Origin of the sequence: Aeromonas diversa CDC 2478-85 (assembly GCF_000819805.1) — a bacterium.
GTDB lineage: Bacteria > Pseudomonadota > Gammaproteobacteria > Enterobacterales > Aeromonadaceae > Aeromonas > Aeromonas diversa.
In genome coordinates this window covers 202,165-214,723 of record NZ_CDCE01000034.1, presented here as the reverse complement: position 1 = coordinate 214,723, position 12,559 = coordinate 202,165, and the positions used below count along the sequence as shown (strand labels likewise).

Genomic DNA, 12,559 nt, shown 5'->3' with positions numbered 1-12,559 from the left:
TTTTTGAAGCAAGGTGTCATTCGTTATTCACTCATCGCCTGGAGCCTGGCTGTCGCCGGGCTCGCTCAGGCCGTCGAGCCGGTACTCAAAGAGAGTGATCTGCCCGTTCTCAGTCAGGAGAGCCAGCACGCCACGGCGAGCAAGCGGATCACCAATCTGTTCACCCGTTCCCACTACAAGCAGTTCAAGCTGGATGCGGCATTTTCTGCCGAGATCTTCGACAAATACCTAGAGGCGCTCGACTACAGCAGAAATCTGTTTCTCGCCTCCGATATCCAGCGCTTTGAAAAGTACCGCAAGGGTTTTGACAAGGATCTGGAGCGTGGTCGTCTCGACCCCGCTTACGACATGTTTAACCTGAGTCAGCAACGGCGTTATGAGCGATACGAATATGCCCTGAAGCTGCTCGATACCCCCTTCGACTTTACCCAGAAGGACGAGTATTTCTTCGACAGGGAAGGGGCGCCCTGGCCCAAGAGTGAGGGCGAGCTCAACGAGCTGTGGCGTCAGCGGGTCAAGTATGATGCGCTCAGTCTCAAGCTCTCTGGCAAGGAATGGCCCGAGATCAAGGAGCTGCTTGCCAAGCGTTACAATAACGCCATCAAGCGCATGTCTCAGACCGAGAGTGAAGACGTCTTCCAGCTCTTCATGAACTCCTTCGCCCGAGCCATCGAGCCTCATACAAGCTATCTCTCGCCGCGTAATGCCGATCGTTTCAACTCCGAGATGAACCTCTCCCTCGAGGGGATTGGTGCCGTGCTGCAGGCGGAAGATGACTTTACCGTGATCCGCTCACTGGTTCCCGGTGGCCCTGCCGCCAACTCGAACCAGCTCAAGCCCGATGACAAGATCACCGGTGTGGGTCAGGCCGACGGCAAGATAGTCGATGTGATCGGCTGGCGCCTCGACGAGGTGGTCGATCTCATCAAGGGGCCCAAGGGGAGCAAGGTCCGCCTCGAGATCCAGCGTGGCAAGGGTGCCGCGGCCAAGACCGAGGTGATCGAGCTGGTTCGCGACAAGGTTCGTCTCGAGGATCGCGCCGCCAAATCCAAGGTGGTGATGGCCGAAGGCAAGAAGATCGGGGTGCTCGAGATCCCGAGCTTCTACGTCAACCTGCACGAAGATGTGATCAAAGAGCTGGCTAGCCTCAACAGCAAGAAAATCGATGGTCTGGTGGTCGATCTGCGCGCCAATGGTGGTGGGGCCTTGACCGAGGCGTCGGCCCTGACCGGGCTCTTCATTACCGCAGGCCCAGTGGTACAGATCCGCGATCACATGGGGCGGGTGACCGTCAACGGCGACGACGATGGTCAGGTCTACTACGGTGGCCCCATGTCGGTGCTGATCGATCGCTACAGTGCGTCGGCCTCGGAGATCTTCGCCGCAGCCATGCAGGACTACGGTCGTGCTGTCATCATAGGGGAAAACTCCTTTGGTAAGGGGACGGTGCAGCAGCATCGTAGCCTGGCCAAGGTGTACGATTTCTATGATGAGCCGCTGGGCCATGTTCAGTACACCATCGCCAAGTTCTACCGCATTGACGGTGGCAGCACCCAAAACAAGGGTGTGGTCCCCGACATCGCCTTCCCGACACCGATCCCCCACGAAGAGACGGGTGAGAGTCAGGAGCCCAATGCCCTGCCTTGGGACAAGATTGCGTCGGCCAGCTACCAGCGGGTTGGCAATTTTGCCTCCGTGTTGCCCACGCTCAAGCAAGCTTACGAACGGCGGGCAGCCAGCGATCCCGAGTTTGCTTATGTCGAGCAGGACATTGCCGAGTACAAGCGCGAGAAGGACAGAAAGTCCGTCTCCCTTAACGAGGCAGAGCGCCGTGCCGAGCAGGAGAAGCAGGATGCATTGGCGCTGGTGCGCACCAATGAGCGTCTCAAGCGCATGGGTAAGCCCCAGGTCAAGTCCCTCGACGAGCTGCCCAGTGACTACGAGGCGCCGGATGAGTTTCTCAAGGAGGCGGCCAACATTACCGCCGAGCTGGGCCAACAGACGACCAAATCCTGAGTGATGCTGAATATCCACAACGGCCAACCCAGTGTTGGCCGTTTTTTTATGCAGCAAACAGGGCATTTATTTCTGGCTTGGACAATGACGCTGGCTGCGCGGATAAATCACCCTTTGGTGAGGGTGAATATCCTGATGTTTTGTTTTTCTTGATTTTTAAAACTAACTATTTCCTCTGCAATCAGTTGTAACAACTGCATTCTGAGGGTTTTGTTAGTTGAATGGTATTCTTCGGGCGTCGATTAAAAACCATGAGATAACAATAATGAAGTTCAGGTTTACCGTTCTGGCCAGCACGCTGGCCCTGCTCTCTGCCTGTGGTGGTGGTTCCGATAGCACCTCCCCGGCTCCCCAACCCAAACCCAAGCCGATGGCCATGCCCGAGGTTGGCGTCTATCTCCCCTACTTACTTGACGGATCCAACAAGGCGTTGGCATTGGATCCTGAGTTTCAGGTCTCCATCGTCTATCCAGCCGGTGAACAAGAGCAGCAGTGGGCCAGCCTGATCGCGCTGGAAAGTGCTGATGAAACAACCTTTTTGCAATTGACCGGTAGTGCAGGTCGAGTTACTGATGAGAGCGGACGTTACACCAACTCAATTTCTAACGCTGTTGAGCGAATTAAGCTGCCCGATAGTAGCCAGTTGTATATGGGAGACAAGATTCGTAATTTTGACTGGTCCCCCCTGAGCCGGGGTAGTGTGACTGTAGAAGGCCTGAGCGCACTACTTTGGATTGCAGATCACGAGACCGCATATAGCAACGCAGGTTCTTCACCATCCTTGGTAGCTGGTTGGAGGGGCAAGGTGGCGCTGAAACCCTACCCGACCCAGACACTGGACTCTCGCAACTGGAGCGACGAAGACGGTGATAACTCGACCCTGGTAAGCAGTGCCGAAACGACGGTCAGCGGTGGTAAGTTACATCTTGCCCTGAACCTGGCGCTTGCAGGTTGTAGCCTCGAAGGAAGTGGCATGGCCGGTAGTGGGCTGAATCGTATCGATCTGAGCGGTTTACAGCAGTGCCGTTTCGACTATTACGGCGATACCTCGTTGGTCAAGACCAACCTAGAGCGGGTGTGGCTGCTGGCTTTGCGAGAGCTGGCGAAGAAACAGAATACCCTGACAGTTTACGCCTTTGGTGTTCGCGATGATGAGAACAAGCCCATGTTGGGGATCGGTGTCCCGGGCGTGAAAGGAATGGTGCTGGATCTCGATTCGACCCAGTAACAACATCATCGATAATAAGAGAGGGAGGCCAGTGCCTCCCTCTCGTTTTTATTGCTTATCGCCCAGCGCCAGTCGAATGGTGCCTTGCGCCTGACAGCAGCAAGGAAGGCACTCTCCCGGCGCCACGAAGGCGAGGGGAGGGTGCAGGTAGCGCACCGTGCCGGCCAGCAGCGGTGTGCGGCAGGCGCCACAATAGCCGCTGCGGCATTGGTACTCCACTTCGACCCCGTGGCGCTCGAGGGTATCGAGCAGGGTCTCTGCGCCTTTCGGTAGCAGCAGGGTCGAGTCGGTCTCAATGGCGGGCTGCACATCGAGATCCGAGGTGACGGCGTGGGCGACGCTCATCAGAGTTCGAAGTCGCCCAGATCTTCGTGGCTCACTTCGCTGTCGATCTGGCCGACCAGGTAGGAGCTGACCTCAACCTCTTGCGGAGCGACTTGCACGTTGTCAGAGGAGAGCCAGGTGTTGATCCAGGGGATCGGATTCTGCTTGGCGGCAAACGCCGGTTGCAGGCCCACGGCACTCATGCGCAGGTTGGTGATGTACTCCACGTATTGGCAGAGGATGTCCTTGTTCAGACCGATCATCGAGCCGTCGCGGAACAGGTACTCGGCCCACTCCTTCTCCTGGATGGCGGCTTCCTTGAACAGATCGAAGCAGGCTTGTTCACACTCGCGAGCGATCTCGGCCATGTCGGGATCGTCGTTGCCGCTGCGCATCAGGTTCAGCATGTGCTGGGTACCGGTGAGATGCAGCGCCTCGTCGCGGGCGATCATCTTGATGATCTTGGCGTTGCCCTCCATCAGCTCGCGCTCGGCGAAGGCAAAGGAGCAGGCGAAGCTCACGTAGAAGCGGATCGCTTCCAGGGCGTTGACGCTCATCAGGCACAGATAGAGCTTCTTCTTGAGCTCGCGCAGGGTGAGGGTGACCGACTTGCCCTGGATGGTGTGGGTGCCTTCACCATGCAGGTGATAGAGGGCCGTGGCTTCAATCAGATCGTCGTAGAAGTGGCTGATGGAGCCGGCACGCTTCAGGATCTGCTCGTTGGTGACGATGTCGTCGAACACCTGGGCCGGATCATTGACGATGTTACGGATGATATGGGTGTAGGAGCGAGAGTGGATCGTCTCGGAGAAGGACCAGGTCTCAATCCAGGTCTCCAGCTCGGGAATGGACACCAGCGGCAGCAGCGCCACGTTGGGGCTGCGTCCCTGAATGGAGTCGAGCAGGGTCTGGTACTTCAGGTTAGAGATGAAGATATGCTGCTCGTGGGGCGGCAGGGCCTGAAAGTCGATGCGATCCCGTGAGACATCTACCTCTTCCGGACGCCAGAAGAAGGAGAGTTGTTTCTCGATCAGGCGTTCAAACACATCGTGTTTTTGCTGATCGTAGCGTGCCACGTTGACGGGTTGACCAAAGAACATGGGCTCTTTGAGCTGGTCATTCTTGATTTGGCTGAAGGTGGTGTAGGCCATGGTTACTCGGCTCTTCTCTGTGTGAACACTCAGTGTGGTTAGGGTTATCCGGGCGCAAAAGCAGCCGGGCGGGAGTCACGCTCCCGCCCATTTTCGTTAGATTTTGCACGCCCCGCTGGCACAACCGTCATCTTGCAGATCGGTCTGGGTGTCGTCGGCACCATCCCGGGTGTTGTGGTAGTAGAGGGTCTTGACCCCGTACTTGTAAGCGGTCAGCAAGTCTTTGAGCAGCTGCTTCATGGGGACCTTGCTGCCTTCGAAGCGGGCGGGATCGTAGTTGGTGTTGGCCGAGATGGCCTGATCCACAAACTTCTGCATGATACCGACCAGCTGCAGGTAGCCATCCACGCTCGGTTGCTGCCACAGGAGTTCGTATTGATCCTTGAGGCGACCATATTCGGGCACGACCTGCTTGAGGATACCGTCCTTGGACGCCTTGACGGAAACCAGGCCGCGCGGCGGCTCGATGCCGTTGGTGGCGTTGGAGATCTGGCTGGAGGTCTCGCTCGGCATCAGGGCCGTCAGGGTGGAGTTGCGCAGACCCACGGTACGGATCTCTTCACGCAGGGCTTCCCAGTCGTAGTGCAGCGGTTCGTTGCACAGGCTGTCCAGATCGGCCTTGTAGGTATCGATCGGCAGGACCCCCTGGGCATAGGTGGTCTCGTTGAAAGCCGGGCAGGGGCCAAACTCGCGGGCCAGCCCTACCGAGGCCTTCAGCAGATAGTACTGGATCGCCTCGAAGGTGCGGTGAGTCAGGGCCAAGCCGGATCCGTCGGAGTAACGGGCACCGTTCTTGGCCAAATAGTAGGCGTAGTTGATGACGCCAATCCCCAGGGTACGGCGATTCATGCTGCCCTTCTTGGCGGCGATGATGGGGTAGTCCTGATAATCGAGCAGAGCATCGAGGGCTCGCACGGCCAGATCGGCCATCTCTTCCAGGTCGTCGAGCTTCTCGATGGCACCCAGGTTGAAGGCAGAGAGGGTGCACAGGGCAATCTCGCCATTCTCGTCGTCGATGTTGTTGAGCGGCTTGGTGGGCAGGGCGATTTCCAGACAGAGGTTGGACTGACGCACCGGGGCCACACGTGGATCAAACGGGCTGTGGGTGTTGCAGTGATCCACGTTCTGGATGTAGATACGGCCGGTACCGGCGCGCTCTTGCATCATCAGAGAGAAGAGATCGACCGCCTTGAGGGTCTTCCTGCGAATAGACGGATCCTGCTCGTACTTGACGTAGAGCTCCTCAAACTTCTCCTGATCGGCAAAGAAGGCATCATACAGACCCGGAGTATCGTTCGGAGAGAACAGGGAGATATCGCCGCCCTTGATGAGGCGCTGATACATCAGCTTGTTGATCTGTACGCCGTAGTCCATGTGACGAACCCGGTTCTCTTCCACGCCACGGTTGTTCTTGAGCACCAGCAGGCTTTCTACTTCGATGTGCCACAGCGGGTAGAACAGAGTGGCCGCACCGCCACGCACGCCGCCCTGAGAGCAGCATTTAACGGCGGTCTGGAAGTACTTGTAGAAGGGGATGCAGCCGGTGTGGAAGGCTTCGCCGCCACGGATGGGGCTGCCCAGACCACGGATGCGGCCGGCGTTGATGCCGATACCGGCGCGCTGGGAGACGTAACGCACGATGGCGCTGGCGGTGGCGTTGATGGAATCCAGGCTGTCGTCGCACTCGATCAGCACGCAGGAGCTGAACTGGCGGGTCGGGGTGCGCACGCCACTCATGATCGGGGTCGGCAGCGAGATCTTGAAGGTCGAGACCGCATCATAGAAGCGTTTGATGTAGTCCAAACGAGTATCTTTCGGATACTTGGAGAAGAGGCAGGCCGCCACCAGGATGTAGAGGAACTGCGGGCTCTCGTAGATCTCGCCGGTGACGCGGTTCTGTACCAGGTACTTGCCTTCGAGCTGCTTGACGGCCGCATAGGAGAAGGTCATATCACGCCAGTGATCGAGGTGGGCATCGAGCTCGTCAAATTCGGCCTGGGTGTAGTCTTCCAGCAGGTGTTTGTCGTACTTGCCCATGTCGACCAGCTTGGCAACGTGCTGGTAGAGGTGGGGCGGCTCGAACCGGCCATAAGCCTTCTTGCGCAGGTGGAAGATGGCCAGACGGGCAGCCATGAACTGATAATCCGGGCTCTCCTGGGAGATCAGATCGGCCGCGGCCTTGATGATGGTCTCGTGAATATCGGAGGTGCGGATGCCGTCATAGAACTGGATGTGTGACTTGAGTTCGACCTGAGAGACAGAGACATTATCGAGTCCGTCGGCTGCCCAATCGAGCACGCGATGGATCTTGTCCAGATCGATGGGCTCTTTGTTGCCGTCCCGTTTCGTCACAAGCAAGTTCATGAGTGATGACCTTCTATTGTTAGTTTCCCGAAAATCCACACCCCATATTGGGAACAACATGGGGTGAGGCACAAGATGTAGATGTTTTTTGTTGGCTGGGCACAAGATAGTGAGGCAAACACGTCTTTGCAATCCATCTATACTGCATTTCCTGTGGATAAATTGTGGGTGTCTCAAGGTGGTTAGTGTCTGCTAACAAGGAGTGGTTTGCCCTCTCTTTCATGGCGTGATCATGTCAGTCGTCGCGGCGGCAGACAAAAAAAACCAAATTATTTGGCTTGACGACAAGGTGCTTCATCGCCCTGAAGAGAGGGGCGCCGCAGATTTCATCACTCGCTTCTTTTCGGCGATACGACTGGTCGATTTTCACTCGGTAATGCAAGGTCGCTTGCAAAAAACAGGAGGTGTAGCCGTTGATGTTGGCGTGATGCCGTAGCGTGTCTGACACACCAGTTGCTTTCATTCGTTGAGGCGATTGGATAGGGGTACTCCATACAGTGTGCGCGCGCAATGGACGGGGGTTAGCGCGGCTGGACAGTAGGTTGGTTTCTTAATGTTTATTTTGTCACTTAGACCATGAGGTTCGTTTTTACCTGCATTTTATTGAGGACTCACCCAGTTGGTAGGGAATCGTGGAACTCTCTTTGGTGCTCCTCATACTCTGGTGTCGCTCTTCACGATCCAGTCCAGCAGGAGAGTCCCATGGAGAAGCTGATCTCATCGCCTCTTGTACCTTGGTCCCGCCTCGGGATCCGCACCCGTCTCGTCGTCAGCATCACCTTGCTGTTGATGCTCAGCCTTGCAGTCATCACGTTGGTGCAGGAGCACCTCTCCCGCGATCAGGCGCAGGAGCGCATCGAGCGTTTCGAGTTGCCCAGCAGCGTCGAGCGCATAGCCAACGAGCTCTCCGCCGATCTGGTGCGTTACCTCACCGAGGCGCAAGCCCTGGCCAGCAATCCCTATCTGGTTGACTGGCTGGCGCAGGGCGCTCCCCAGGCTCAGTGGCATGCCCTTGAAGGATATCTTGCTAGCGTGCAGACCCGTTTGGGGGGGAACGTCTTTATCGCTCCCCTCGAGCAGGCGACGCTTATCAACCTGAGCCAGGAGGGAGTGGCCAGCAAGGTGCTGAACCAACAAGATCCCAAAGACAGCTGGTTCTATGGGTTTTTAGAACGCGGTAAGCCTTATGAGTTGAACCTCGATATCTCCGACTTCGATCGTAAGGCTTCCCTCTATATCAACACGGCCGTCACCTCGGCCGGGAAAACGCTCGGGGTTGCGGGCACCTCGGTCGATATGTCGCGGCTGACGAGTCTCATCGGTGGGTATCGCATCGGCAAGAGCGGCCGGGTCTATCTCGCCACTATGAGCGGCAAGATAGAAATTCACCCGGAAGGGGAGGAAGAGTTGGATGCGGCTCACCATCAGGCACGCTTTCTCGATGAGATCCGCCGCCTTATCCCGGCCTCGCGCGATAGTGTGGCCGTCGGCAATGTCACCTTGGGGGAGCGTCACTTTCTGCTGGCGGTTCGCTATTTGCCGACCCTGGATCGCGTCTTGATCGGTGAAATAGATCAAGGGGAGTTGAACGAAGGGATGGCCGCCGCCCGGCAGCAGGTGATCCTGGTATCACTCGGGATCGGCGTACTGGCCATGGTGCTCTCTATCTGGCTGGCACATACCATCAGTCGCCCCATCCGTCGCGCGGCCGACAGTATGCGTAGCATCACGGCCGATCGGGATCTGGGCACCCAGCTCGAGAGCTATGACGGTGCCGAGCTCGGGAACATGGCCGACAATTTCAATCGTCTGATCCAGACCCTCAACCAGAGTTTTACCCACTTCCAGAACTCTGGTTCGGCGCTCTCGGCCCAGTCCTCGCAAACCATGATCCAGTCCGAGGCCTTGGCTGCCGAGGCGCAGCAGCAGGCCAGCAGTATCGTCGAGTTGACCCAAGTGATGGACAGCATAGAGCACAATGCCCGCACCATTGCCGATCGTGCTCAAGGAGTTAACGATCAGGCCCAGAGTGCGGCCCGCGGGATGCTGCGTATCGAGCAGGATGTAGAGCGCAGCGCCACTTGCCTCGATACCCTGAGCGGCAGTATAGCGAGCTCTTCCACCATCCTCGAAAAGTTGGTGGAAGAGACCCACAACATCACCCTCATCATGAATCTGATCCGCGAGGTTTCGGATCAGACCAACTTGCTGGCACTCAATGCCGCCATCGAGGCGGCCCGGGCCGGTGAGCAGGGGAGGGGGTTTGCGGTGGTGGCCGATGAGGTGCGGCAGCTGGCCGTACGGACCCAGAGTGCGACCCTGGAGGTGCAAACGTTGATCCAGCTGCTACAGAAGGGATCGCAGGAAGCGAGCGAGGCGATGGCCGGTTCGCGCGCCCTGGGACAGGAAAGCCAGAAGCTGATGCACAGTGCTACCACTGCCCTGCTCGACACCAGTCGGCAGCTGAAAGAGGGCGCGGGCGAGATGAATGCCATGACGGAGCTGGCAAACAGTCAGTGTGAGCAAATGGCCGCGGCGCGGCAGGCGCTCGACGAGCTGGCCGTGGTGGCAGAGCATCAGGAAGAGCACGCCAGGCAGAGCCAGAGTGCCAGCCGTGAGCTGTTCGAGTTGGCCAAAGCCATCGAGGCGCAGATCCGTCAGTACCGGATCCGCTGATGCCCCATTTTGCGAGGCAATTTGGGAGTGTTGGTGAACGCGATAACTCCCGGTTTAGGTAATCTATTGATTCAATGAGAGATGATGGGGTGGATCGGGGCTTGCACTCTCGTGGGAAGGAACACCTAAAGGAGCCTTCCCATGAAACGAGTCGATACCGCCCCCCTCTCCATTCAAGATGGATTGGCACTGATGATAGGCGCAAACCTGGTCGTGCTCACCACCCTGCTTTTCGCAGCTTCGTTAAGTGGCATGCCGTGGATGGGGATGGCGTTGATTGCCTTGCCCCCTGCGTTGGCAGGTGCGCTGCTCTGTCATCTGCGGCAGCGAGAGAGGATGAAATAAAAAAGGCGGGGAATGTCCCCGCCTTCATCATTTAGAGTTGTCTTATTCGCAAGCGACTTGCATCACCTTGATGGCCAGGCCACCGCGGGAGGTCTCACGGTACTTGGAGTCCATATCCTTGCCGGTGATGTACATGGTCTCGATCACCTTGTCCAGCGACACGCGCGGCTTGGAGGTGCGGCGCAGCGCCATACGGGAGGCGTTAACCGACTTCATGGCAGCGATTGCGTTGCGCTCGATGCAGGGCACCTGGACCTGGCCAGCTACCGGGTCACAGGTCAGACCCAGATTGTGCTCCATGGCGATCTCGGCGGCTTCACAGACGTGCTCAGGGCTGCCACCCATCAGCTCGGTCAAACCGGCGGCGGCCATGGAGCAGGAGACACCCACCTCACCCTGGCAACCCACTTCGGCGCCGGAGATGGAGGCGTTCATCTTGTAAAGGATGCCGACCGCACCGGCCGCCAGATAGAAGCGGGTGTAGTCGTCACGGCCCACCGGCTGGATGAACTTGTCGTAGTAGGCCAAAACGGCCGGGATGATCCCGGCGGCACCGTTGGTCGGCGCGGTGACCACGCGGCCACCGGCGGCATTCTCTTCACTCACGGCCAGGGCAAACATGTTGACCCAGTCAACGATGTTCATGGGATCGTTGGAGAGGTTCTCGTTGGTGGTCAGCTGGCGGTAGAGAGGTGCGGCACGACGGGGAACGCGCAGGGGGCCGGAGAGCACACCCTCGGTGCGGCAGCCACGCTCGATGGCTTCACGCATGGTGTTCCAGATCTTGCCGAACTTCTTGTAGATCTCTTCCGGAGTGTTGAAGCACTTCTCGTTCTCCATCATCAGCGAAGAGACGGAGAGACCGGTCTGGCTGCAATGGGCGACCAGTTCGGCGGCACTCTTGAAGGGATAGCTGACCGGCATGTCACCGCTGTCGGCCTTGCCAAAGTTCTCTTCGTCGACGATGAAACCACCACCGATGGAGTAGTAGGTCTTGGTGTAGACGGCCTCATCCTCGATGAAGGCGGTCAGCTTCATGCCGTTTTCGTGCAGGGGCAGGGCCTCATCATGGAAGACCATGGCTTCACGGGGGAAGCTGACGGTGTGGCAGTGCAGACCGATGGGCAGACGGCCGGTCTGCTCGACCCGAGAGATAAAATCAGGAATGGCATCGATGTCCACTGTCTCGGGCAGGTTACCGGCCAGGCCCATGATGATGGCGGTATCGGTATGATGGCCCTTGCCGGTCCAGGAGAGGGAGCCGTAGACATCCACCTGAATGCGGGTGATGTCGCGGATCTTGCCGCCGGCACGCAGTTCGTCCACAAACTGCTTGGCCGCCTTCATGGGTCCCACTGTGTGGGAGGAAGAGGGACCAACACCGATTTTGAAGATGTCAAAAACGCTGATCATGTATTCATTACCTCGGGGTAGGGGCAGGCGTCTGCCTGCTCACCGGTTCTGTTACGGGCGACCCGCACTACCGTGTCGCACCGGTTATCAACCAACTGCGGCACAGTGTAACTGTTCCAAACTTAAAAAAAGTTGAAATGGATCTATTTTTGTTGAGTTTGGTGGCGGAGTATAAAATTATTTTTGGCTCACCGCCATTTTGTTAAGTGCCTATCAACAAAATCGGTAAGTGACGCCTGTCGGCGCATGATGACGCTGCTTGAAGGTGTGCCTAGAGGCCGGCCCACTCTTGCAAACTGCCCATGCGGGCCAACCTCGGCGCGCTGTCGATGACCCCCTCGCGCTGTAGCCGAGACAACACAGATGGAAGACGCTCGCTAACCTTGCCCCGGTGCATCCCGCTGCGAAGCTCAGGCGCATAGAGCATCCTCAGTAGCAGGTAATCGAGAGGGGTGATGAAGTGATCGACGCTGCGATCGTTGAAGATGGAGGGAAAAACGCGCGGCGAGTCGTTGGGCAGACCCATCACCTGGGTGAGTTCCTCGACCACACAGTCGAGAAATTTCCCCTTGTCCCTCGCCCGGTCGGTCGGGATCAGGACGGCCGCCGAATTGATGGCGCCCTGTTTGGTGGTGAAGTTGCCCAAGCAGAGGCCATCGACCAGGGCCGCGGGCAACTCCTCGCTCTGCCCCATCAGGGTGTGGGCCCAATCGGGCAGTGCGGCCTGACGTGTCATTACGACGATCAGATTGGCATCCTGGCGCTTCGCTACCCGGGTAATGGTGAGACCGGTAATGCGGGAGAGGTGGGCCATCTGCACCTTCACCAGCTCGCTCTGCAGGGGGCGATCGCCGCTCTCGTTGATCAGATGGTAGCGAATAGGCTGTTCCCAACGGCTCAAGGGAAGTTGTTTGCCCGGTGAGTACTCGCGGCGCAAGGCAATCTCGAGGAAGCTGGCCATCAGGTAGTCATGGCGCTGCCAGGGCGAGAGGGCCCAGAGCAGCGTGGGGAGAAACAGTAGCATCCATACCAACGGGCGCAA

The 12,559-nt window shown here is 57.9% G+C and carries 10 protein-coding genes; 5 read left to right on the top strand and 5 right to left on the bottom strand.

All coding sequences use genetic code 11. The features are described from left to right. Nucleotides 1–3: 3 nt before the first annotated feature. Nucleotides 4–2,016, top strand: coding sequence for a carboxy terminal-processing peptidase (gene prc / locus BN1121_RS15270; RefSeq protein WP_005357579.1), 2,013 nt, complete (start codon nt 4–6; stop codon nt 2,014–2,016). A 265-nt stretch (nt 2,017–2,281) separates the two neighbouring features. Then, nucleotides 2,282–3,244, top strand: coding sequence for a hypothetical protein (locus tag BN1121_RS15265; RefSeq protein ID WP_005357581.1), 963 nt, complete (start codon nt 2,282–2,284; stop codon nt 3,242–3,244). A gap of 48 nt (nt 3,245–3,292) precedes the next feature. Here BN1121_RS15265 and yfaE read toward each other — a convergent pair whose 3' ends face one another. From yfaE to nrdA, 3 genes are all read right to left on the bottom strand, one after another. Next, nucleotides 3,293–3,589 (bottom strand): class I ribonucleotide reductase maintenance protein YfaE, encoded by a 297-nt coding sequence (gene yfaE, locus BN1121_RS15260; RefSeq protein WP_005357583.1) that lies wholly within the window; start codon nt 3,587–3,589, stop codon nt 3,293–3,295. After that, nucleotides 3,589–4,719, bottom strand: coding sequence for a class Ia ribonucleoside-diphosphate reductase subunit beta (nrdB, locus tag BN1121_RS15255; protein WP_005357585.1), 1,131 nt, complete (start codon nt 4,717–4,719; stop codon nt 3,589–3,591). The genes yfaE and nrdB overlap by 1 nt, the downstream gene beginning before the upstream one ends. A gap of 96 nt (nt 4,720–4,815) precedes the next feature. After that, complete coding sequence (nrdA, locus tag BN1121_RS15250; protein ID WP_043598032.1) at nt 4,816–7,083, bottom strand: class 1a ribonucleoside-diphosphate reductase subunit alpha; 2,268 nt, start codon at nt 7,081–7,083, stop codon at nt 4,816–4,818. 232 nt (nt 7,084–7,315) lie between these two features. Here nrdA and BN1121_RS15245 point away from each other — a divergent pair, with 232 nt between their 5' ends. The 3 genes from BN1121_RS15245 to BN1121_RS15235 all read left to right on the top strand — a co-directional run bounded on the left by BN1121_RS15245 (nt 7,316) and on the right by BN1121_RS15235 (nt 10,104). Next, nucleotides 7,316–7,519, top strand: a complete 204-nt coding sequence (locus BN1121_RS15245; protein WP_043157498.1) for a hypothetical protein — start codon at nt 7,316–7,318, stop codon at nt 7,517–7,519. 266 nt (nt 7,520–7,785) lie between these two features. After that, nucleotides 7,786–9,759: a methyl-accepting chemotaxis protein gene (locus tag BN1121_RS15240; RefSeq protein ID WP_005352570.1), complete on the top strand. Its 1,974-nt coding sequence runs from the start codon at nt 7,786–7,788 to the stop codon at nt 9,757–9,759. A 141-nt stretch (nt 9,760–9,900) separates the two neighbouring features. Continuing rightward, complete coding sequence (locus tag BN1121_RS15235; protein ID WP_005352573.1) at nt 9,901–10,104, top strand: hypothetical protein; 204 nt, start codon at nt 9,901–9,903, stop codon at nt 10,102–10,104. Between the two features lie 42 nt (nt 10,105–10,146). Here the strand turns inward: BN1121_RS15235 and BN1121_RS15230 are convergent, their stop codons facing one another. After that, complete coding sequence (locus BN1121_RS15230) at nt 10,147–11,517, bottom strand: L-serine ammonia-lyase (protein ID WP_005352578.1); 1,371 nt, start codon at nt 11,515–11,517, stop codon at nt 10,147–10,149. Between the two features lie 271 nt (nt 11,518–11,788). Next, the gene (locus BN1121_RS15225; protein ID WP_005352581.1) at nt 11,789–12,559 is read right to left on the bottom strand and encodes a DUF2927 domain-containing protein; all 771 of its coding nucleotides are present in this window, start codon (nt 12,557–12,559) and stop codon (nt 11,789–11,791) included.

Excerpts from the sequence above, each read along its gene's own strand:
- BN1121_RS15245 (WP_043157498.1), top strand. The coding sequence starts at position 7,316 with ATGTCAGTCGTCGCGGCGGCAGACAAAAAAAACCAAATTATTTGGCTT.
- nrdA (WP_043598032.1), bottom strand. The coding sequence starts at position 7,083 with ATGAACTTGCTTGTGACGAAACGGGACGGCAACAAAGAGCCCATCGAT.
- BN1121_RS15240 (WP_005352570.1), top strand. The coding sequence starts at position 7,786 with ATGGAGAAGCTGATCTCATCGCCTCTTGTACCTTGGTCCCGCCTCGGG.
- BN1121_RS15265 (WP_005357581.1), top strand. The coding sequence starts at position 2,282 with ATGAAGTTCAGGTTTACCGTTCTGGCCAGCACGCTGGCCCTGCTCTCT.
- BN1121_RS15235 (WP_005352573.1), top strand. The coding sequence starts at position 9,901 with ATGAAACGAGTCGATACCGCCCCCCTCTCCATTCAAGATGGATTGGCA.
- yfaE (WP_005357583.1), bottom strand. The coding sequence starts at position 3,589 with ATGAGCGTCGCCCACGCCGTCACCTCGGATCTCGATGTGCAGCCCGCC.
- nrdB (WP_005357585.1), bottom strand. The coding sequence starts at position 4,719 with ATGGCCTACACCACCTTCAGCCAAATCAAGAATGACCAGCTCAAAGAG.
- BN1121_RS15230 (WP_005352578.1), bottom strand. The coding sequence starts at position 11,517 with ATGATCAGCGTTTTTGACATCTTCAAAATCGGTGTTGGTCCCTCTTCC.